We start from the raw sequence: 20,650 nt of genomic DNA on the forward strand, positions 1-20,650 counted from the left end.
AGTGCCATGCGCACCCGAATTCTCGTACTTGGAAAGCGCGTCGGCTGAAGCGGAGTCGCTCCACGGCACTCTGCGAACCACACCCGACGCGCTCCCCTCGCCTGCCTCACGGCACGAGGGGTTTTTTGTTGCACCGACACCTCTCAAACTGCTGCAAAACACCCGCGAAAACCCTCAGCTTCGAGAAGAGAATGCCGATGACCGAGCAGGCCACCGGGGCCCATCACCCGCAGCCGCGCGCCCGTACCGGCGGACAGCCGTCCGCCACCGTCACGCACGTCACGGGCGCGCAGTCCCTCATCCGTTCTCTTGAGGAAGTCGGCGCCGACACGGTATTCGGCATTCCCGGCGGCGCGATCCTCCCCGCCTACGACCCGATGATGGACTCGACCCGGGTCCGTCACGTCCTCGTCCGCCACGAGCAGGGCGCAGGACACGCCGCCACCGGGTACGCGCAGGCCACCGGTCGGGTCGGCGTGTGCATGGCCACCTCGGGGCCCGGCGCCACCAACCTGGTCACCCCGATCGCCGACGCGCACATGGACTCCGTGCCGCTCGTCGCGATCACCGGACAGGTCGCCTCCAAGGCCATCGGCACCGACGCCTTCCAGGAAGCCGACATCTGCGGCATCACGATGCCGATCACGAAGCACAACTTCCTGGTCACCAAGGCAGAGGACATCCCGCGCACCATCGCGGAGGCCTTCCACATCGCCTCCACCGGCCGCCCCGGACCGGTCCTCGTCGACATCGCCAAGGACGCCCTCCAGGCGCGTACGACCTTCAGCTGGCCGCCCGTCCTGGACCTGCCCGGCTACCGGCCGGTGACCAAGCCGCACGCCAAGCAGATCCGCGAGGCCGCCAAGCTCATCACCCAGGCCAAGCGCCCCGTGCTGTACGTCGGCGGCGGCGTCCTCAAGGCGGGGGCCACCGCCGAGCTGAAGGTCCTCGCGGAGCTGACCGGAGCACCCGTCACCACCACCCTCATGGCGCTCGGCGCGTTCCCCGACAGCCACCCGCTGCACGTGGGAATGCCGGGCATGCACGGTGCGGTCACCGCCGTCACCGCGCTCCAGAAGGCCGACCTGATCGTCGCCCTCGGAGCCCGCTTCGACGACCGCGTCACCGGCAAGCTGGACAGCTTCGCCCCGTACGCCAAGATCGTCCACGCCGACATCGACCCGGCCGAGATCGGCAAGAACCGCACCGCCGACGTGCCGATCGTGGGCGACGCCCGCGAGGTCCTGGCCGACCTGGTCCAGGCCGTCCAGGCCGAGCACACCGAGGGCAACACCGGGGACTACACCGCCTGGTGGAAGGACCTCGACCGCTGGCGCGACACCTACCCGCTGGGCTACGACCTCCCCGAGGACGGCAGCCTCTCCCCGCAGCAGGTCATCCAGCGCATCGGCCGACTCGCCCCCGAGGGCACGATCTTCGCGGCGGGCGTCGGCCAGCACCAGATGTGGGCCTCGCACTTCATCGACTACGAGCAGCCCGCCACCTGGCTCAACAGCGGAGGCGCCGGGACGATGGGGTACGCGGTCCCGGCCGCGATGGGAGCGAAGGCCGGCATGCCCGAGCGCACCGTCTGGGCGATCGACGGCGACGGCTGCTTCCAGATGACCAACCAGGAACTGACCACCTGCGCGCTCAACAACATCCCGATCAAGGTCGCCGTCATCAACAACGGCGCCCTCGGAATGGTCCGGCAGTGGCAGACCCTCTTCTACAACCAGCGCTACTCCAACACCGTGCTGCACTCCGGCACGGACACGGACGGCGTCCCGGCCAAGGGGACCCGCGTCCCGGACTTCGTCAAGCTGTCCGAGGCGATGGGCTGTTACGCGATCCGCTGTGAGGACCCCGCGGACCTGGACAAGGTCATCGAAGAGGCCAACTCCGTCAACGACCGACCGGTCGTGATCGACTTCATCGTCCACGAGGACGCCATGGTCTGGCCGATGGTCGCCGCCGGCACCTCCAACGACGAGGTCCAGGCCGCACGCGGGGTCCGCCCCGACTTCGGCGACAACGAAGACGACTGAGAGACAGAGAGAGACCGACTCCATGTCCACCAAGCACACGCTCTCCGTCCTGGTCGAGAACAAGCCAGGTGTCCTCGCCCGGATCACCGCCCTGTTCTCCCGCCGCGGCTTCAACATCGACTCCCTCGCGGTCGGCACCACCGAGCACCCCGACATCTCCCGCATCACCATCGTCGTGAATGTCGAGGACCTGCCTCTGGAGCAGGTGACCAAGCAGCTCAACAAGCTGGTCAACGTACTGAAGATCGTCGAACTCGAGCCCGCCGCCGCGATCCAGCGGGAGCTCGTCCTGGTGAAGGTCCGCGCCGACAGCGAGACCCGCTCCCAGATCGTCGAGATCGTCCAGCTGTTCCGCGCCAAGACCGTGGACGTCTCCCCGGAGGCCGTCACGATCGAGGCGACCGGAGGGGCCGACAAGCTGGAGGCGATGCTCAAGATGCTGGAGCAGTACGGCATCAAGGAGCTGGTCCAGTCCGGCACCATCGCCATAGGGCGCGGCGCGCGCTCGATCACCGACCGGTCCCTGCGCGCCCTCGACCGCACGGCCTGAGCGCAGCGGCCGCCGCGCCGCTCGCATGGCGAGACCCGACAACGCACCCGACGCACCCGCCGTACGGTGGGACGCAACACCTGCACACCAAGGAGAAGACCCAGTGGCCGAGCTGTTCTACGACGACGATGCCGACCTGTCCATCATCCAGGGCCGCAAGGTCGCGGTCATCGGCTACGGCAGCCAGGGCCACGCCCACGCGCTGTCGCTGCGCGACTCCGGCGTCGACGTCCGCGTCGGCCTGCACGAGGGCTCGAAGTCCAAGGCCAAGGCCGAGGAGCAGGGCCTGCGCGTGGTGACCCCGTCCGAGGCCGCCGCCGAGGCCGACGTCATCATGGTCCTCGTTCCGGACCCGATCCAGGCCCAGGTCTACGAGGAGTCCATCAAGGACAATCTCAAGGACGGCGACGCGCTGTTCTTCGGCCACGGCCTGAACATCCGCTTCGGCTTCATCAAGCCGCCGGCCGGCGTCGACGTCTGCATGGTCGCGCCCAAGGGCCCCGGCCACCTGGTCCGCCGCCAGTACGAGGAGGGCCGCGGCGTCCCGTGCATCGTGGCCGTCGAGCAGGACGCCTCGGGCAAGGGCCTGGCGCTCGCCCTGTCGTACGCCAAGGGCATCGGCGGCACCCGCGCCGGCGTCATCAAGACCACCTTCACCGAGGAGACCGAGACCGACCTGTTCGGTGAGCAGGCCGTTCTCTGCGGTGGCACCGCCGCTCTGGTCAAGGCCGGTTTCGAGACGCTGACCGAGGCCGGCTACCAGCCCGAGATCGCGTACTTCGAGTGCCTGCACGAGCTGAAGCTCATCGTCGACCTCATGTACGAGGGCGGCCTGGAGAAGATGCGCTGGTCCATCTCGGAGACCGCAGAGTGGGGCGACTACGTCACCGGTCCGCGGATCATCACCGACGCCACCAAGGCCGAGATGAAGAAGGTCCTCACCGAGATCCAGGACGGCACCTTCGCCAAGAACTGGATGGCCGAGTACCACAACGGCCTGCCCAAGTACAACGAGTACAAGAAGGCCGACAGCGACCACCTGCTGGAGACCACCGGCCGTGAGCTGCGCAAGCTCATGAGCTGGGTGAACGACGAAGAGGCCTAGGTCTCTTCGCGGGCGGGGCGGGTCCGCAGGGGCCCGCCCCGCCCGCCGTGCCCGTCCCCCCGCCCCCGTGTCACTGCGGAGACAGGGCGGGAGGCGGTGGCGGGAGCGGTCGCTCCGTACGGGTGAGGCAGGCGTCCACGCGGCGTTCGCCCTCGTGCGGGTGATCCTTCCGCCGGGGCGCGGTGGAAGGCCCATCGCATGACTACACTTCTCAACACATACACGCGTCAGGGCCCACAGTGTCGTGCGTCTACCACGCGGCTAGCCCCTCCACCGCCTGCGGCCGTCGGGACGGCCGTCCGCACTGGACTTGTGAGGACTCACGTGAGCTCGAAACCTGTCGTACTCATCGCTGAAGAGCTGTCGCCCGCAACGGTCGACGCTCTGGGTCCGGATTTCGAGATCCGGCACTGCAACGGCGCGGACCGCGCCGAACTGCTCCCCGCGATCGCCGACGTCGACGCCATCCTGGTGCGCTCCGCCACCAAGGTCGACGCAGAGGCCATCGCCGCCGCCAAGAAGCTCCGGGTCGTGGCCCGCGCGGGCGTCGGTCTGGACAACGTCGACGTCTCCTCCGCCACCAAGGCCGGCGTGATGGTCGTCAACGCCCCCACCTCCAACATCGTCACCGCGGCCGAGCTGGCCTGCGGTCTGCTGGTGGCCACCGCCCGCAACATCCCGCAGGCCAACACCGCCCTGAAGAACGGCGAGTGGAAGCGTTCGAAGTACACCGGGGTCGAGCTGAGCGAGAAGGTCCTCGGCGTCGTCGGCCTCGGCCGCATCGGCGTCCTGGTCGCGCAGCGCATGTCGGCCTTCGGCATGAAGATCGTCGCCTACGACCCCTATGTCCAGCCGGCCCGCGCCGCGCAGATGGGCGTCAAGCTCCTCAGCCTGGACGAGCTGCTGGAGGTCGCCGACTTCATCACGGTGCACCTGCCGAAGACCCCCGAGACGCTCGGTCTGATCGGCGACGAAGCGCTGCACAAGGTCAAGCCCTCGGTGCGCATCGTCAATGCCGCGCGCGGTGGGATCGTCGACGAGGAGGCCCTGGCCTCCGCGCTCAAGGAGGGCCGCGTCGCCGGCGCCGGCCTCGACGTCTACGCGAAGGAGCCCTGCACGGACTCCCCGCTCTTCCAGTTCGACCAGGTCGTCTGCACCCCGCACCTCGGCGCGTCCACGGACGAGGCGCAGGAGAAGGCGGGTATCGCGGTCGCCAAGTCCGTCCGTCTGGCGCTCGCCGGCGAGTTGGTCCCGGACGCGGTCAACGTCCAGGGCGGAGTCATCGCCGAGGACGTGCGCCCCGGCCTGCCGCTCGCCGAGAAGCTCGGCCGGATCTTCACCGCGCTGGCGGGCGAGGTAGCGGCCCGCCTCGACGTCGAGGTGTACGGCGAGATCACCCAGCACGACGTCAAGGTGCTGGAGCTCTCGGCACTGAAGGGCGTCTTCGAGGACGTCGTCGACGAGACCGTCAGCTACGTCAACGCCCCGCTCTTCGCCCAGGAGCGCGGTGTCGAGGTCCGTCTCACCACCAGCTCCGAGTCGCCCGACCACCGCAACGTGGTCACCGTGCGCGGCACCCTGGCCGACGGCCAGGAGGTCGCGGTCTCGGGCACCCTCGCCGGCCCGAAGAACCTCCAGAAGATCGTGGCCATCGGCGAGCACGACGTCGACCTGGCGCTCGCCGACCACATGGCCGTCCTGCGCTACCAGGACCGTCCCGGTGTGGTGGGCGCGGTCGGCAAGATCCTCGGTGAGGCCGGGCTGAACATCGCGGGCATGCAGGTCTCGCGGGCCGCCGTGGGCGGCGAGGCGCTCGTCGTCCTCACCGTCGACGACACCGTTCCGCAGCCGGTGCTGACCGAGATCGCCGAGGAGATCGGCGCCTCCTCGGCCCGTTCGGTCAACCTCACCGACTGACCCGCGCGCGGTCTTCTCCGTACCCGGCAGCCGACTCCTCGTTCCGTACGGGAGGCCCGGTTGCCGGGTACGCTGCCGTCCGCACCCCCGCACCCCCGCACCCCCGCACCCCCGCACCCCCGCACCCCCGCACTCACGGCTGCCGAGCGGGCGAGCCCGCCGCCCGGGCGCCGGCGCGCAGGCGGCCGCCCCCGGGGGCTTGGTGGGTCCGGGGTTGGGCCCTGGGGCCCACGACCTGCGAAGGCCCCGACCCTAGGGTGACCGGTTGTCATGGCATCCATGGGCACCGGGGGGCGAACCGCGTATGGCTGCTGTCGATGGCATATCCGCGGCGGGAGGACCGGCTCCGGCCGCCCCGCGACGTGAACTGCCGGGCCCGCTCGTCCTGGTGCGCGTGCTGCTCCTCGTGCTGTTCGGCGCGACGGTGCTGGGGGCGGTCGGCCTGTCCGGATCTGCCCTCGCGGTGGGGGCGATGGGCGCCGAGGTGCTCGGCGTCCTGCTGTACGCCTGCGCCCCCGGGGTGCTCGCGGCGCTGCTGGCCCGGCACGTACGGACCGGCGGCGCGCGGGTGCGGTGGGGGATCGTCGCCGTCCAGGCGTGGCTGGTCATCGGCGGGCTCGCCAACCTCCGGGACGGATCGCCGGACGGACTGACCCAGTTGGCCCTGCCGGCCCTGATCACCGTGCTGATCAGCCGTCCGCAGAGCCGGGCGTGGTTCCGGCTGCCGCCCGCCGAGCGCGGGCAGCCGCCGGAGTTCTCCCTTCCGCACGTGATCACCTGGCGCCGGGACCGGGGGCAGACGGCCCTGGAGTACCTCGGCCTGGTCCTGATCGTCGTCGCGCTGATCGCGGCCCTCGCGGTGGGCGGCCTCGGCGGCCGGATCACCGACGGCCTCCAGTCGGCGATCTGCTCACTGACCGGCTCTTCGTGCCCGGCCCCTGCGGGCAGCGGTTCCGTCGAGGCGGGTGACCGGACCGACGGCGGCGGGACGTCGGAGGGCGGTGCGACGGAGGCCGGTGCCGCGAACGGCGGTACGGACGGGGGAGCCGGGGGAGAGGCCGACGCGGGCGCCCCCGGCAGCGCGGACGGCGGCTCGACGACCGCCGGAGCCACCGGCGGCGATGCCACGGGCGGCGCCGGCGGCTCCGGCGGGGCGGAGAGCACGGGCGGCGCCGGCGGCACCGCGGGGGAGTCCTCCGGCGCCGGCGACACGGGGGCCGTCGGCGGCGGCGCCGGCGGCCCCGACGACGACGGGCGGCCCGGAACCGGCGTGGACACGTTCCCCGAGGACGCCGAGGAGCCCGAGGCCGCCCACGACGTGCCCGCGTCCGCCCCGGGGGGCAAGGACGGCGAAGACGGCGGCGGCCGGGCAGAGGACAAGGAGGACTGCGGCGGCTGGGGCTTCTTCGGCTGCGCCTGGGACCGTACGAGCCAGGTGTTCACGGGTCTGGTGGTCGACGGCGTCTGGGGTGACATCACCGGGATCGCCGACCTGTTCGATCCGGAGACCTGGACGGGGCTGGCCGACTACGGCCGGCAGCTCGCGGACCGGTGGGCGGACGACTCCGCGGCCGCGGGCGACAAATGGCGGGACGGCGACTACCTGGGCGCGGTCCGGGACTGGGGCACGGCCTCCGTCACCACCGTGGTCACGGTCGGCGACGACGTCTTCGTCGGGGACGAGGTCCGCGAGCGGTGGAACGACGGGGAGAGGACCAGGGCCGTCACCGATGTGATCTGGAACGTCGGTTCGCTCTTCATCCCCGGCTACAACGTCGGGAAGGTCGTCAGCAAGGTCGGCGCGCTCGGCGAGGTGGGCCGGGTCGCCGGAGCCGTCTCCCACGCCGCCGACGACGCCGGGGCCGCCGCCCGCCGGGCCCGCGAGGCGGCGGAGGCGGGCGACCTCGACGGCGTGCGCGCGGCGGCGAAGGACGCCGACGAAGCGGCGGACAGCGCCGAGGACGCGGCGCGTCGGACGGGCTGCGCCATCGCCGCTGGACCGCCGCCGGTGCGGTACGGGGGAGGCGGCAGCGCCGGCGTCGCGGGGTCCGGGACCGGCGTGCTGGCGGGCGGCGTCCCGGCACGGGCCGTACTCGCGGAGGGCGGCTGCGACGAGGCGGCCCAGGCGGCGGCCGCCGAGGCGCGGGCGGCCGAGCGGGCCGCGCACCTGGAGCGGAAACGGCTGGAGGAGCCGGAGCGGGCCCGCGCGGCGGAGGCGGACAAGAAGCGGTACCCGGGCCCGCGGCGGGACGACACCTCCGACCCGCGCAACTACGACCCGCCGTCCTGGGCCGACGACCTCGCCGACCGCGAGCTCGGCGACGCCGACGCGGGCGACGGCTACTGGGCGAGCCGGGACCGCAATCCCGCGCCCAACTGGAAGAACGAGTCCTGGCTCCGCTACCAGGAGCAGGTCACCGGCGTCAACCGCGGCCAGGAGTACGTCGTCCCGCACCCCCGTGAGGGCAAGCCGGCGGTGGAGTACGACGGCTGGGACTCCTCCCGGCAGACCTTCCTGGAGGCCAAGAACGGCTACGGCGGCTACCTCTCCAAGACCGACCGCGGTTCCCTCACCGCGTCCGGCAGGGAGAGGTTCGTCGCAGAGGCCCGCGCCCAGGTGGAGGCGTCCGGCGGCCGGACGGTGGAGTGGCACTTCTCCGACCCGGACGTGGCCAAGGCGGCCCGGAGGGCTTTCCGCGACGAGCAGCTGCCGATCAGAGTGGTCCACAACCCGACGAAGCCGAACGACAGCACGAGGAAACCCGGGGCCTTCGGCGGGTAGCCGAGTAGCCTGCAACGCGAGTGCCCCGGCCGCGGAGCGGCGCAGCGGCCGGCCCGACGGAGGAGAGACGAGCATGCGACGTGTAGTGCGGGGCTTCTGGGGTCCGAGGCCCGAGCCGGTGGAAGTCCTGGCCGACCGGTGGCAGCAGACCCTGCGAGGGCTCGCCGCGCTGGTGCCCCAGGCGGCCGGCGCCTGGAGCCAGGTCCACGCGAACGGACCGGCGACCGCGCTCACCCCCGACGGGGCGGCCCTGCTCGACGCGCTGCGCACCGCCCAGAGCGCGGCCGACTGGTCGGACCTCACCGGTACCGGGCTGCGGCTCGTCGGCACGGGCACGCCCGGGTGGGAGGTCGAACTCAGCGGACTGGCCGGGGGCGCCCCCCGGTCCCTGCTCCAGTCGCTCGCGGTCGTCCTGCACGCGCCGGACGTCGCGGTGGTGCCGGAGGAGGGGGTCCTGTCCCTCCTGGCCCGGGTGTGGGAGCCGGACTTCGGGGACGTCAGCGACGACGACGTGCTGGACGCGCTGGAGGACGAGGCGGGGTTCTCGGTGGGCGACCCCGTCATCGGCCGGGCCGGTTACCTGTCCGCCGCCCGCGCCGCCCTCGTACCGGACGACCTGGCAGCGGTGCGCGAGCGGCTCCCCGGCGGCGGGGAGCTGCTGAGCGTCGCCGCGCCGGGCGACAGCGCCGCGGTGGTGCGGGCGTACGAGCGGTTGCGCGAGGCGGGAGCGCTGGAGCCGCTGCCCCGCCCGCTGGACCGGGCCGTCCTGTGACCTCGCGGGCCGGTGAGACCTTCGCGGTGGACCGTGCGGCCGCAGAGGTCGGGGAGCTCCTCGACGCCCCCCTGCCGGCCACCGGTCCCACCACCGCGGAGGGCGACCCGGCGACCGGCGAGTGGACGGCCACCGTCGGCGCGGGTTTCCGGATCGTGCCGCTGTGGGAGGGCGGGCAGCTGACCGGGGTGTACGGCCCCGAGTGGGACGAGGCGCAGGAGACCGCGGCGGCGCTTCTCGCCTCGCTGGCACGGGCGTTGGACTGCCGTTGGGGCCCCCACCGCACGGTCCGGCTGGACGGCCCGCTGATGAGGTGGCAGGCGGGCTCCCCCGTGGAGCCGCTGTTCGCGGCGCTGTTCGCCGAGGACCTGTACGGGGACCTGAGCGTCTGGGGCCCTGTCGGCCCCGGCGGACGCTGGGTCGCGGTGGGCGGCGGCCACAGCGACGGGGACGCGCCGCTGGTGCTGGCCGCCCTGGTCGGCGACCGTACGGCGCCCGGCCCGGGCGACGCGGACGGCCCGCTGTGAGGCGGGCCGGAGGGGGCGGGGGCCGCTGATCCGTAGGGGGCGGGGGCCGCTGATAAAGTCCTTCGACATCAGCCGTCGTGTGATGGAGAAGGTCCATGAAGCTGCTTCCCCTGTTCCTCCGGCGGCCGATCGAAGCGGTTTACGAACGGCGGCTCGCCAGCACCCTGGTGGGGCTGCCCCGCCCGCAGCACGTCGGGATCATGGTCGACGGCAACCGGCGCTGGGCCCGCGAGGCGGGACACACGGACGTCCGTGAGGGGTACCGGGCGGGCGGGGCCAAGGTGACCACCTTCCTCGGCTGGTGCACCGCCGCCGGCATCGAGCACGTGACGCTCTTCATGCTCTCCGACGACAACCTCGGCCGCCCCGCCGAGGAGCTCGGCCCGCTGATCGAGGTCATCGAGGACACCGTCCGCGACATCACCGCACAGGGCCGCGACTGGGAGGTCCGGGTGATCGGCTCGCTCGACATGCTGCCCGGCACCAGCGCCCGGGTCCTCAAGGAGGCCACAGAGGCGACGGCGGGCCGCGGCGGGCTCAAGGTGGACGTGGCGGTCGGCTACGGCGGTCGGCGAGAGATCGTCGACGCGGTGAAGAGCGCCTTCGAGGAGCACATGGCGGCCGGCGGCGACCCGGCCGAGCTGGTCGCGCGGTTCGGTATCGACGACATCTCCCGGCACCTCTACTCGCCGATCGCCGACCACACCGACTTCATCATCCGGACCTCCGGTGAGCAGCGGCTCTCCGGCTTCCTGCTCTGGCAGTCCGCCTACGCCGAGATGCACTGGGTGGACTGCTACTGGCCGGCCTTCCGGCACGTGGACTTCCTGCGCGCGCTGCGCTCGTACGCCAACCGGGAGCGCCGCTTCGGCAAGTGACGGCCGCGCCCCCCGCGCCGCTGCCCGCCGTGTCCGCCCGTCACAGCCGCTCCCCCTTCAGCGCCATGTGCAGCAGCAGCCGGTCCTCGCCGTCGTTCAGATCGAGGCCGGTGATCTGCTGGATGCGGGAGAGCCTGTAGTAGAGCGTCTGGCGGTGCACGCCCAGCGTGGCCGCCGTCCGGCTCGCCTGCCCCGCGCAGTCGAGGAACACCTCGGCGGTGCGCGCGAGGTCCCGGTGCGGTGGAGCCAGCAGGCTGGCGACCGCCGGGTCCCGTGCGGTGTCGGCCGGGCGGGGGAGAGCTGTGAGCAGGCGGTACGGGCCGATCGCCGACCACCGGGCGACCGGGCCGAAGCGGGGCTCCGCCCGTGCGGCGCGAGCCGCCGCCGTGGCCTCGCGCCAGGAGGCCGTCAGCTCGTCCAGACCCCGGCGCGCCGCCGCGACGCCCCCGGTGGCGGCCGGGCCCGCGCTCGTGCGCAGCCGGTCCGCCGCGCTCAGGGCCGGGTCCAGGCGGTCCGCCGAGCGCAGCCGGATCAGCGCCGCCAGCGACATCGGCCCCGGGTCGGGCCCCGGCCCCGCTCCCGGAGCGGCGACGGCCGCGACGGCCGCCGCCGCCGCGACGCCCCGGACCGACGGCGTGGCGTCGGGCCACGGGGTCACGCACACCACCGCGTGCAGCCCCTCGGCGTCCCGGCCCAGCGCCTCGCGCAGCGCGGCCACGGCGGTGTCATGCTGCCGGCCTGGCCCCGCCGTGAGCACGGCGCCGAACTCCCGCGAGAGGTCCGCCCCGGCCCGCGCCTCGTCGTAGAGCAGCGCCCCGATCCGTGCGGCGACCTCCATCGCGGCGCTCAGCTGCTCGCCCGCCGGGCCGGGGTCGGTGTCGAGCAGCCAGACGTAGCCGAGGACCACCCCCCGATGGCGTACCGGAAGGCAGACGCGGCCCCGGAAGACCCCGGCCTCCGGGGCGGCGGGAATCCGGACGGGCCCGGTGGCCCGCGTGATCCCGAAGGCCTCGAACCAGGCACGGACGGCGGGCGTCGAGCGCCGGGTCAGGATCGAACGGGTGCGCACCGGGTCCATCTCGGTGTCGTCGTCGCTGTCGTGGGCTCCGAAGGCGACCAGGCCGAAGTCCCGGTTCTCCAGGGTGGCCGGGGCGTCGAGGAGGGCGGAGATCTCGTCGACCAGTTCCTGGTAATCGCCTGTCACTCCGCCATTCTCGCACTCTTCAGACATGTGTCTGAGATGGCGGCCACGGATGCGTGACAGGTGTCGATGGCACAGGATCGGAGCGATCTCTAGATTTCACGGTGGTTATCCGTGCCGTGCCGGTCCGTTCATCTTCGTACCGGTATGGCTGTTCTTCTGTACATTCGTGGAGGTGCCCCGTGCTGGGTCCCGTGATTCTCGCCGCGTCCCGCAGCGACAAGATGCGTCGGTTCGTCTCGGCGGCGCCCGGCACCAAGCAGGTCGTCGACCGCTTCATCGCCGGGGAGACGGTCGACCAGGTCGTGCCGATCGTCGAGGACGCCGCGGACAAGGGCCTGGAGGTCACGCTCGACGTGGTCGGCGAGGACATCACCACCCCCGAGCAGGCCGAGGGCGCGCGCGACGCCTACCTGGCGCTGGTCGAGCGCCTCAAGGACCTGGGTCTGGGGGCCCGCGCCGAGATGTCGGTGAAGCTCTCGATGTTCGGGCAGTCGCTGGAGAACGGCCACGAACTGGCCCTCGCCAACGTGCGCCCCGTCGTCGAGGCCGCTGCCGCCATCGGCACGACCGTCACCCTGGACGCCGAGGACCACACCACCCTCGACTCCATGTTCGCCGTCCACGAGGAGCTGCGGAGGGAATATCCGCAGACCGGATGCGTTATCCAGTCGTACCTGTTCCGCACCGAGGACGACGCCCGCCGGCTCGCCGCCGCCGGCAGCCGCGTACGGATCGTGAAGGGCGCCTACAAGGAGCCCGCCTCCGTCGCCTACCAGGACAAGGCGGAGATCGACAAGGCGTACGTCCGCATCACGAGGATTCTGATGGAGGGCGAGGGCTACCCGATGATCGGGTCCCACGACCCCCGTCTCATCGCCATCGCCCAGGAGCTGGGCCGCCAGGCGGGGCGCAAACTGGACGAGTACGAGTTCCAGATGCTGTACGGCATCCGCAGCGACGAGCACCTCCGGCTCGCGGCCGAGGGCCACCGGATGCGCGTCTACACGGCGTACGGCACCGACTGGTACGGATATTTCATGCGCCGCCTCGCGGAGAAGCCGGCCAACCTGCTGTTCTTCGCCCGCTCGATCCTCACCAAGGGCTGAGCCCCCGGCGAAGCGGCCACGGCCGACACCCCCTTTTCCCGCCGACACCCAAGGAGACAAGGCACTCATGGACGCCGTCACCCAGGTCCCCGCGCCGGTCAACGAGCCGGTCCACTCCTACGCCCCGGGCTCCCCGGAGCGCGCCCGCCTGGAGAAGAAGCTCAAGGAGCTCAGCCAGAATCCGATCGACCTGCCGATGACCATCGGCGGCGAGAAGCGGATGGGCGGCGGCGAGCGCGTGAACGTCGTACAGCCGCACAACCACCGGTCGGTCATCGGCACCTTCGCCGGGGCCACGGAGCAGGACGCCCAGGACGCCATCGACGCGGCCCTCGCCGCCGCTCCGGCCTGGCGCGCCATGTCCTTCGACGACCGCGCCGCGATCATCCTGCGCGCCGCCGAGCTGCTGGCCGGCCCCTGGCGCGAGACGCTGGCCGCCTCCACCATGCTGGGCCAGTCCAAGACCGCCCAGCAGGCAGAGATCGACACCCCCTGCGAGCTCATCGACTTCTGGCGCTTCAACGTGCACTACGCGCGCCAGATCCTCGCGGAGCAGCCCCCGGCGAACTCCCCGGGCGTGTGGAACCGCATGGACCACCGTCCGCTGGAGGGCTTCGTCTACGCGATCACGCCGTTCAACTTCACCGCCATCGCGGGCAACCTCCCCACCGCCCCCGCCCTCATGGGCAACGTCGTGGTGTGGAAGCCGTCCCCGACCCAGACCCACGCCGCCGTGCTGCTGATGCAGCTCCTGGAGGAGGCCGGGCTGCCCAAGGGCGTCATCAACCTGGTCACCGGCGACGGCATCGCCGTCTCCGAGGTGGCGCTGAACCACCGCGACCTGGCCGGCATCCACTTCACCGGCTCGACCCCCACCTTCCAGCACCTGTGGAAGACGGTCGGCAACAACATCGCCACGTACCGCACCTACCCGCGGCTGGTCGGTGAGACCGGCGGCAAGGACTTCGTCGTGGCGCACCCCAGCGCCGACCGCGCCGTCCTGAAGACCGCGCTGACCCGCGGCTCCTTCGAGTTCCAGGGCCAGAAGTGCTCCGCGTCCTCGCGGGCGTACATCCCGGCCTCCATCTGGAACTCCGGCTTCAGGGAGGAGTTCGCGGCCGAGGTCGACGCCATCAAGATGGGCGACGTCACCGACCTGTCCAACTTCATCGGAGCCGTCATCGACGAGCGCTCGTTCGCCAAGAACAAGGCCGCGATCGACCGCGCCAAGAGCGACCCGTCGTGCACCGTCGTCGCGGGCGGCAGCTACGACGACTCGGTGGGCTACTTCGTCCGGCCGACCGTCATCGAGTGCACCGATCCCTCCAACGAGGTCTTCACGACCGAGTACTTCGGCCCGATCCTCGCGGTCCACGTGTACGAGGACGACGCGTACGACGCCATGCTGGAGCAGATGGAGTCGGTCTCCGACTACGCGCTGACCGGCTCGGTCATCGCGGGTGACCGCGCGGCCGCCGCGTACACGATGGACAAGCTCCGCTACGCCGCGGGCAACTTCTACATCAACGACAAGTCGACCGGCGCCGTCGTCGGCCAGCAGCCCTTCGGCGGCGGCCGGGCCTCTGGCACCTGCGACAAGGCGGGCGCCCCGCAGAACCTCCAGCGCTGGACCCTGACCCGGGCCATCAAGGAGACGCTGGTCCCGCCGACCGACTACACCTACCCGCACCAGGGCTGACGCCCTCCCCGGGGCGTCGCAGCACGGCGCCCCGGACGCGGGGCGCTCCGCGGGGCGCCCCGCCCGAGCACCGCCCCCCGACCGGCCCCCCTGCCGGCCGGGGGGCGGTTTCTTCGTACCGCCCCCGTACGGGGCGCAGAGGGGACGCTCAGACCTCCACCAGCACCTGGTCCAGCGATTTGCGCACCAGGTCGGGGACCTCGCAGTCGTCGGCTGGGTGGCCGACGGGGATCACGGCGAACGCCTTCTCGTTCGAAGGGCGGCCCAGCACCTCGCCCAGGAAACGCATCGGGCTCGGGGTGTGGACCAGCGCGGCCAGCCCGGACAGGTGCAGGGCGCTCAGCAGCATCCCCACCGCGATGCCGACCGACTCGTCGACGTAGTAGTGCTTGCGCTTCGTGCCGTCCTCGCCGAGCCAGTGGCGCTGCTGGAACACGACGATCAGGGCGGGCGCGTCCGTCATGTGGGCCTTCACCGCGTCGGTGCCCAGCGGGCGCAGCGCCGCCAGCCACTCCTCGCCGAGCCGCCCGTCGTAGCTCAGCTCCTCCTCGTGCTCGGCGGCCTCCCGTATGCGTCGGCGCACCTCGGGGTCCTTGACGAGGACGAACGTCCACGGTTGCTGATGCGCGCCGGAAGGGGCGGTGGCCGCACACGCGATGGCGTCGCGCAGCACCTGGTCGGGGACCGGGTCGGGCGAGAAGGCGCGGACGGTCCTGCGTTCGTCCATACGCTGCCGCAGCCGGGCGGCGCGCGCGAGGGACTCCTCTGGCGGGACCCGTACCGGACGGTAGGGCGTGGGGCGGTACGGCTCGCCGTGGGTGGGCGACCACCGGCGGTGCTCGGGCGTCGTGTCAGACATGGCCGCAGTGTGCGCGGCCGGGGGCGGACGGGGGAAGCCGGGCTTCGGACAAGGGCGGAAGCCGGTCCCGGACAGTGTCCGGTGACCGGGACCGAGGGGGCCGCCGCCCGCTCGGGGGCCGGGGCCCCAGCGGCAGGCGGTCTTGCGGGTTCAGTAATGAGCATGTCAAATGCTGCTCGGCACGTCCCCACACGTCCCCCTCACAAGGAGCCCCCGTGAGACGCAACTCCCGTGCGCGCCTCAGTGTTTCCTTACTGCTCGTCGCCGGCGCCCTCGGCCTCGACGCCGCCCCCTCCGCTGCCGCCGGCGCCCCCTCCGCCGACGCGGCGCCGGCGATCCCCGCCCCCTCCGCCTACGCCCTCGACGCCGCCGTCGAACGCGACCTCGGGGCCGAGACGGCCGGAAGCTACCTCGACCGCGGAACCGGTGACCTGGTCGTCACCGTCACCACCGACCGGGCGGAGGAGCGGGCGCGCGCCGCCGGGGCCACCGTCCGCCGGGTGGAGCGCAGCGCCGCCCAGCTCCGGTCGGCGATGGACACGCTGGAGGCGGAGGCGAAGATCGCCGGCACCTCCTGGGGCGTGGACCCGCGTGCCAACCGCGTCACCGTGGAGGCCGACTCCTCCGTCTCGACACAGGACATGGCCCGCCTGGAGGCCGTCGCCGAACGGCTCGGCCCGGCGGTGAGCATCAGCCGCGTCCCCGGGGTCTTCCACCGCGAGGTGCTGGGCGGCGGGGCGATCTACGGCGGCGGCAGCCGCTGCTCGGCGGCCTTCAACGTCACCAAGGGCGGGGCCCGTTACTTCGTGACCGCCGGGCACTGCACCGACATCTCCGCCAACTGGGCGGCGACCTCGGGCGGTCCGGTCATCGGCGCCCGCGAGGACAGCAGCTTCCCGACCAACGACTACGGCATCGTCCGCTACACCGACGGCTCCTCACCCGCCGGCGCGGTGGACCTCCACAACGGCAGCAGTCAGGACATCGCCTCCGCCGCCAACGCGGTCGTGGGCCAGGCGATCAGCAAGAGCGGGTCCACCACGAAGGTGACCCGCGGCACGGTCACCGCCGTCAACGTCACCGTCAACTACAGCGACGGGCCGGTCTACGGCATGGTCCGCACCACCGCCTGCTCGGCCGGCGGCGACAGCGGCGGCGCGCACTTCGCCGGCTCCGTGGCCCTCGGCATCCACTCCGGCAGCTCGGGCTGCTCCGGCGCCAGCGGCTCCGCCATCCACCAGCCGGTCAGGGAGGCGCTGGCCGCGTACGGGGTCTCCGTCTACTGACCCCCGCCTCCGGCGACGCCCGCCCGGACCGCCGCGCACCGGTGGCCCGGGCGGGCTTTCGCGTGCCCGGCCGGCCGGCGGCACGGGAGACTGGGGGCATGGCCGAGTCCCCCGCTGTGCGCACCGCCCACACCTTCGAGCTGACCGCCGCCGAGCGCGACGAGATCCGCGCCCTCCTCGACGCCGCCTTCGACGGCGACTTCCGGGACGAGGACTGGGAGCACGCCCTCGGCGGCGTCCACGCCCTGGTGTACGGCCCGGACGGGGCCCTGATCGCCCACGGCGGTGTCGTCCAGCGGCGCGTGCTGCACGCGGACCGCTGCTGGCGGGCCGGGTACGTCGAAGCCGTGGCCGTCCGCGCCGACCGCCGCCGGGAGGGGCTCGGCCACCGGGTGATGGCCGCCCTGGAGCAGGTCGTCGACGCGGCCTACGACTTCGGGGCGCTGTCCGCCTCCGACGCGGGCGCGGCCCTGTACGGCGCGCGCGGCTGGCAGCTGTGGCCGGGCCGCCTCGCCGCCCTCGGCCCGGCCGGTCCGGTCCCGCTCCCCGAGGAGGAGGGCAGCACGTACCTCCGCCCCGCGGCGGGCCGGCCCCTCCCGGCCCCCAAAAGCCCGCTCGCCTTCGACTGGCGCGACGGCGACCTGCTGTGACCGCGGCCCTCCCGGCGAAGACCGCGCGGCCTTCGCGGCGCCTTCGCCGCGTCGGGCCCGGGGACGGGCCGCGGGGGAGCGGCCGTCTCAGATAGTAGGAAGTCCGAGTAACTGTGGAGACAGAACGGCCGGACTGTCCTAGCGTTGTAGGAGCCGAACGACTCGCTCGATCGAGCGACCGGCGGATGCGGGTGCGCGCCCCGAAGCAGGCAACCCCTGCGGCGTACGCCCCCCGCCCCTTTGCGGCGCCTCGAAACCTCCCTCTCTCCCGATGCCGTGCCGCCCGTCGGGGCCCGCGACCGCCAGCCGGTCCGCGTCCCGCTCCGCGGACGGCCCCGACGCCCGCACGCGACCTCAAGGAGTCGATCCCCATGGCCGAGACCACTGTCCGCCGCGTCCGTCACGCCTCCCGCCCGGCCGAGTCGGAGCGCAAGAACGCCGCCGCCGCTCTCCAGCGCGCCCTCGACCGCCGTGACAACGGCGGCTCGACCGGCCACTGAGCCACCGGCCCCGCGCGGGGCCGGTCCGCCGGCCCGTACGCGGGGCCGGTCCGCGTGCGGCCCCGCGCCCCGACCCCCGCCCTTCGGCCCGCCGTGCCCGTGCGGCCTACGGCCGCGGCCCGCGCCTTGCCCGTCCGTAGACCGGCCACTCGTGTCCGATGTCCAAATGATGGACGTCGCATGTCATGGGGTGGGACGACCGTTAGGCTTCCGGCATGTCTCGCAGCATCGATCTCGCAGTGATCCCCGGCGACGGAATCGGCCAGGAAGTCGTGGCCCAGGGCCTCAAGGTCCTGAGCGCCGTCCTCCCGCAGGACGTGAAGCTGGAGACCAAGGAGTACGACCTTGGCGCCCAGCGCTGGCACCGCACCGGCGACACCCTTCCGGACGTCGAACTGGAGGCGCTCAAGGGCCACGACGCCATCCTCCTCGGCGCGATCGGCGACCCGTCCGTGCCGTCCGGCGTCCTGGAGCGCGGCCTGCTGCTGAAGCTGCGTTTCGCGTTCGACCACTTCATCAACCTGCGGCCCTCCAAGCTCTTCCCGAACACCGCCACCCCCCTCGCCGGCCGCCCCGACATCGACTTCGTCGTCGTCCGCGAGGGCACAGAGGGCCCGTACACCGGCAACGGCGGCTCGCTGCGCACCGGCACCCCGGCCGAGGTCGCCACCGAGGTCAGCGTCAACACGGCGTACGGCGTCGAGCGGGTCGTCCGGGACGCCTTCGAGCGCGCCGCCGCCCGCCCGCGCAAGAAGCTGACGCTGGTCCACAAGAACAACGTCCTCGTCTACGCCGGCCACCTGTGGAAGAACACCTTCGACCGGGTGGCGGCCGAGTACCCGCAGGTCAGCGCCGACTATCTGCACGTCGACGCCGCGACGATCTTCTTCGTCACCCAGCCGGAGCGCTTCGACGTCATCGTCACCGACAACCTCTTCGGCGACATCCTCACCGACCTCGCCGCCGCCGTCACCGGCGGTATCGGCCTGGCCGCCTCCGGCAACATCAACCCGACGGGCGCGTTCCCGTCGATGTTCGAGCCGGTCCACGGCTCCGCCCCCGACATCGCGGGGCAGGGCAAGGCCGACCCGACCGCCACGGTCCTCTCCGTCGCCCTCCTGCTGCGCCACCTCGGCCACGAGGCGGAGGCCGCGCGCGTCGAGGAGGCCGTCTGCGCCGACCTCGCGGAGCGCGACGGGGCCGCCCCGCGGACCACCGACGAGATCGGCGACGCTCTCGCGGTACGCGTAGCGAGCTGACCCGACGCCTCCACTTCGAAGCCGCCGGGTCGCATCAGCGCCCGGCGGCTTCACCTGTGCGGCCCCGGGCGCCACCATCGATCCCCGGACCGCATTCACACCATTTCGTGCACGGCCCCCCGCAAGTGATAATCGAACGCGGGGCCGTGGCTTGCGAGAAGCTCGGACGTCCTAGGACCTGACCGAGAAGCGTCGGGCGTGAACGGGCGTGAGCGCGGTCCAACACACACAAGACCGGTGAAGGACACGCACTCATGACGACGCCCACGATCGAGCTCAAGCCCTCCTCGAACCCCCTGTCCGACGCGGAGCGCGAGGCGATCCTGGCCAACCCCGGGTTCGGCCGCCACTTCACCGACCACATGGTGACCATCCGCTGGACCGAGGGCCGCGGCTGGCACGACGCCCAGCTGGTCCCCTACGGCCCGCTGTCGATGGACCCGGCCAACATGACCCTGCACTACGCCCAGGAGATCTTCGAGGGGCTGAAGGCCTACCGTCAGCCCGACGGCTCTGTGGCCTCCTTCCGCCCCGACGCCAACGCCCGGCGCTTCCAGCGCTCCGCCGCCCGCCTGGCCATGCCCGAGCTGCCCGTCGAGACGTTCATCGCGGCCTGCGACGCACTGGTCCAGCAGGACAAGGCATGGGTCCCCGCGCACGGTGGCGAGGAGTCGCTCTACCTGCGCCCGTTCATGATCGCCACGGAGGTCGGCCTCGGCGTGAGGCCGGCCAACGAGTACCTCTTCCTGGTGATCGCCTCGCCGGCCGGCGCCTACTTCCCCGGCGGCGTGAAGCCCGTCTCCATCTGGCTCTCCGAGAACCGCGTCCGCGCCGTCCCCGGCGGCATGGGCGACGCCAAGACCGGCGGCAACTACGCCGCCTCCCTCCTCGCCCAGGCAGAGGCGGCCGAGCACGGCTGCGCCCAGGTCGCCTACCTCGACGCGGTCGAGCACAAGTGGGTCGAGGAGCTCGGCGGCATGAACCTCTACTTCGTGTACGCACAGGACGACGGGTCGAAGAAGATCGTCACCCCGTCCCTCACCGGCTCTCTGCTCGCCGGAGTCACCCGCGACTCGCTCCTCAAGGTCGCCCGCGACCTCGGTTACGGCTCGGAGGAGGGCCGGGTCTCCATCGACCAGTGGCGCGAGGACACCGCGAAGGGCGCCCTCGTCGAGGTCTTCGCCTGCGGCACCGCCGCCGTCATCACTCCGGTCGGCCTGGTGAAGTCCGAGGGCGGCGAGTGGACCCAGAGCGAGGGCAGGCCCGGCGAGGTCACCATCAAGCTGCGCGAGCGCCTGCTCGACATCCAGCGCGGTGTCGTCGAGGACACCCACGGCTGGATGCACCCGCTCGGCTGAGCCCCGCTCGAACCGGGCCCCCGCTCGGATAAGGCCGCACCAGGCGCCCCGCCGGTGCGGCCTTTTCCGTGACTCCACTTAGAGCGACGCTCGAAACATTCCGAAGGGAACTTCTCGTGCCCGTGTACCACTCGTTAGAGTGGCGCTCTA

17 protein-coding genes are annotated in these 20,650 nt (G+C 72.4%); 15 read left to right on the plus strand and 2 right to left on the minus strand.

Translation table 11 applies throughout. The annotated features are described in order from the left end of the window. Nucleotides 1–191 precede the first annotated feature (191 nt). The 8 genes from V9U70_RS29025 to V9U70_RS29060 all read left to right on the plus strand — a co-directional run bounded on the left by V9U70_RS29025 (nt 192) and on the right by V9U70_RS29060 (nt 10,579). On the plus strand, nt 192–2,048 hold the full coding sequence (locus V9U70_RS29025; protein ID WP_336680052.1) for an acetolactate synthase large subunit: 1,857 nt from the start codon (nt 192–194) through the stop codon (nt 2,046–2,048). A 22-nt stretch (nt 2,049–2,070) separates the two neighbouring features. After that, nucleotides 2,071–2,598, plus strand: a complete 528-nt coding sequence (ilvN, locus tag V9U70_RS29030) for an acetolactate synthase small subunit (protein WP_148020972.1) — start codon at nt 2,071–2,073, stop codon at nt 2,596–2,598. Between the two features lie 103 nt (nt 2,599–2,701). Continuing rightward, nucleotides 2,702–3,703, plus strand: a complete 1,002-nt coding sequence (gene ilvC / locus V9U70_RS29035) for a ketol-acid reductoisomerase (RefSeq protein ID WP_336680054.1) — start codon at nt 2,702–2,704, stop codon at nt 3,701–3,703. 324 nt (nt 3,704–4,027) lie between these two features. Further along, nucleotides 4,028–5,620, plus strand: coding sequence for a phosphoglycerate dehydrogenase (serA, locus tag V9U70_RS29040; RefSeq protein WP_336680055.1), 1,593 nt, complete (start codon nt 4,028–4,030; stop codon nt 5,618–5,620). A 304-nt stretch (nt 5,621–5,924) separates the two neighbouring features. Then, complete coding sequence (locus V9U70_RS29045; RefSeq protein WP_336680056.1) at nt 5,925–8,402, plus strand: Tox-REase-5 domain-containing protein; 2,478 nt, start codon at nt 5,925–5,927, stop codon at nt 8,400–8,402. A gap of 73 nt (nt 8,403–8,475) precedes the next feature. Then, on the plus strand, nt 8,476–9,174 hold the full coding sequence (locus V9U70_RS29050) for a hypothetical protein (protein ID WP_336680057.1): 699 nt from the start codon (nt 8,476–8,478) through the stop codon (nt 9,172–9,174). Further along, on the plus strand, nt 9,171–9,701 hold the full coding sequence (locus V9U70_RS29055; RefSeq protein ID WP_336680058.1) for a hypothetical protein: 531 nt from the start codon (nt 9,171–9,173) through the stop codon (nt 9,699–9,701). The genes V9U70_RS29050 and V9U70_RS29055 overlap by 4 nt, the downstream gene beginning before the upstream one ends. 95 nt (nt 9,702–9,796) lie before the next feature. Beyond that, nucleotides 9,797–10,579, plus strand: a complete 783-nt coding sequence (locus V9U70_RS29060) for an isoprenyl transferase (protein ID WP_336680059.1) — start codon at nt 9,797–9,799, stop codon at nt 10,577–10,579. A gap of 40 nt (nt 10,580–10,619) precedes the next feature. On the opposite strand, the gene V9U70_RS29065 is transcribed toward V9U70_RS29060, so the two are convergent. Then, the gene (locus V9U70_RS29065) at nt 10,620–11,783 is read right to left on the minus strand and encodes a PucR family transcriptional regulator (RefSeq protein ID WP_336680060.1); all 1,164 of its coding nucleotides are present in this window, start codon (nt 11,781–11,783) and stop codon (nt 10,620–10,622) included. 179 nt (nt 11,784–11,962) lie between these two features. On the opposite strand from V9U70_RS29065, the gene V9U70_RS29070 reads away from it, so the two are divergent. Next, nucleotides 11,963–12,889 (plus strand): proline dehydrogenase family protein, encoded by a 927-nt coding sequence (locus V9U70_RS29070; protein ID WP_336680061.1) that lies wholly within the window; start codon nt 11,963–11,965, stop codon nt 12,887–12,889. Nucleotides 12,890–12,956: 67 nt separating this feature from the next. Then, complete coding sequence (pruA, locus tag V9U70_RS29075) at nt 12,957–14,588, plus strand: L-glutamate gamma-semialdehyde dehydrogenase (protein ID WP_336680062.1); 1,632 nt, start codon at nt 12,957–12,959, stop codon at nt 14,586–14,588. Between the two features lie 148 nt (nt 14,589–14,736). On the opposite strand, the gene V9U70_RS29080 is transcribed toward pruA, so the two are convergent. Continuing rightward, on the minus strand, nt 14,737–15,447 hold the full coding sequence (locus V9U70_RS29080; RefSeq protein ID WP_336680063.1) for a nitroreductase family protein: 711 nt from the start codon (nt 15,445–15,447) through the stop codon (nt 14,737–14,739). 215 nt (nt 15,448–15,662) lie between these two features. On the opposite strand from V9U70_RS29080, the gene V9U70_RS29085 reads away from it, so the two are divergent. From V9U70_RS29085 to V9U70_RS29105, 5 genes are all read left to right on the plus strand, one after another. Further along, nucleotides 15,663–16,733 (plus strand): S1 family peptidase, encoded by a 1,071-nt coding sequence (locus V9U70_RS29085; protein WP_336680064.1) that lies wholly within the window; start codon nt 15,663–15,665, stop codon nt 16,731–16,733. Between the two features lie 98 nt (nt 16,734–16,831). Continuing rightward, nucleotides 16,832–17,383: a GNAT family N-acetyltransferase gene (locus V9U70_RS29090; protein WP_336680065.1), complete on the plus strand. Its 552-nt coding sequence runs from the start codon at nt 16,832–16,834 to the stop codon at nt 17,381–17,383. A gap of 371 nt (nt 17,384–17,754) precedes the next feature. Then, a complete protein-coding gene (locus V9U70_RS29095) occupies nt 17,755–17,883 on the plus strand; it encodes a hypothetical protein (RefSeq protein ID WP_336680066.1) in 129 nt (42 codons plus the stop codon). Between the two features lie 215 nt (nt 17,884–18,098). Continuing rightward, on the plus strand, nt 18,099–19,142 hold the full coding sequence (locus tag V9U70_RS29100; protein ID WP_336680067.1) for a 3-isopropylmalate dehydrogenase: 1,044 nt from the start codon (nt 18,099–18,101) through the stop codon (nt 19,140–19,142). Between the two features lie 254 nt (nt 19,143–19,396). Beyond that, a complete protein-coding gene (locus tag V9U70_RS29105) occupies nt 19,397–20,500 on the plus strand; it encodes a branched-chain amino acid aminotransferase (protein ID WP_336680069.1) in 1,104 nt (367 codons plus the stop codon). Nucleotides 20,501–20,650: the final 150 nt, after the last annotated feature.

Origin of the sequence: Streptomyces pratensis (assembly GCF_037137275.1) — a bacterium.
GTDB classification, from domain to species: Bacteria; Actinomycetota; Actinomycetes; order Streptomycetales; family Streptomycetaceae; genus Streptomyces; species Streptomyces pratensis_B.

Bases quoted from the DNA above. Each gene is read 5' to 3' on its own strand.
- V9U70_RS29050 (WP_336680057.1), top strand. From the start codon at position 8,476: ATGCGACGTGTAGTGCGGGGCTTCTGGGGTCCGAGGCCCGAGCCGGTG.
- V9U70_RS29095 (WP_336680066.1), top strand. From the start codon at position 17,755: ATGGCCGAGACCACTGTCCGCCGCGTCCGTCACGCCTCCCGCCCGGCC.
- V9U70_RS29090 (WP_336680065.1), top strand. From the start codon at position 16,832: ATGGCCGAGTCCCCCGCTGTGCGCACCGCCCACACCTTCGAGCTGACC.
- V9U70_RS29025 (WP_336680052.1), top strand. From the start codon at position 192: ATGCCGATGACCGAGCAGGCCACCGGGGCCCATCACCCGCAGCCGCGC.
- pruA (WP_336680062.1), top strand. From the start codon at position 12,957: ATGGACGCCGTCACCCAGGTCCCCGCGCCGGTCAACGAGCCGGTCCAC.
- V9U70_RS29060 (WP_336680059.1), top strand. From the start codon at position 9,797: ATGAAGCTGCTTCCCCTGTTCCTCCGGCGGCCGATCGAAGCGGTTTAC.
- V9U70_RS29045 (WP_336680056.1), top strand. From the start codon at position 5,925: ATGGCTGCTGTCGATGGCATATCCGCGGCGGGAGGACCGGCTCCGGCC.
- V9U70_RS29080 (WP_336680063.1), bottom strand. From the start codon at position 15,447: ATGTCTGACACGACGCCCGAGCACCGCCGGTGGTCGCCCACCCACGGC.
- ilvN (WP_148020972.1), top strand. From the start codon at position 2,071: ATGTCCACCAAGCACACGCTCTCCGTCCTGGTCGAGAACAAGCCAGGT.
- V9U70_RS29105 (WP_336680069.1), top strand. From the start codon at position 19,397: ATGACGACGCCCACGATCGAGCTCAAGCCCTCCTCGAACCCCCTGTCC.
- V9U70_RS29100 (WP_336680067.1), top strand. From the start codon at position 18,099: ATGTCTCGCAGCATCGATCTCGCAGTGATCCCCGGCGACGGAATCGGC.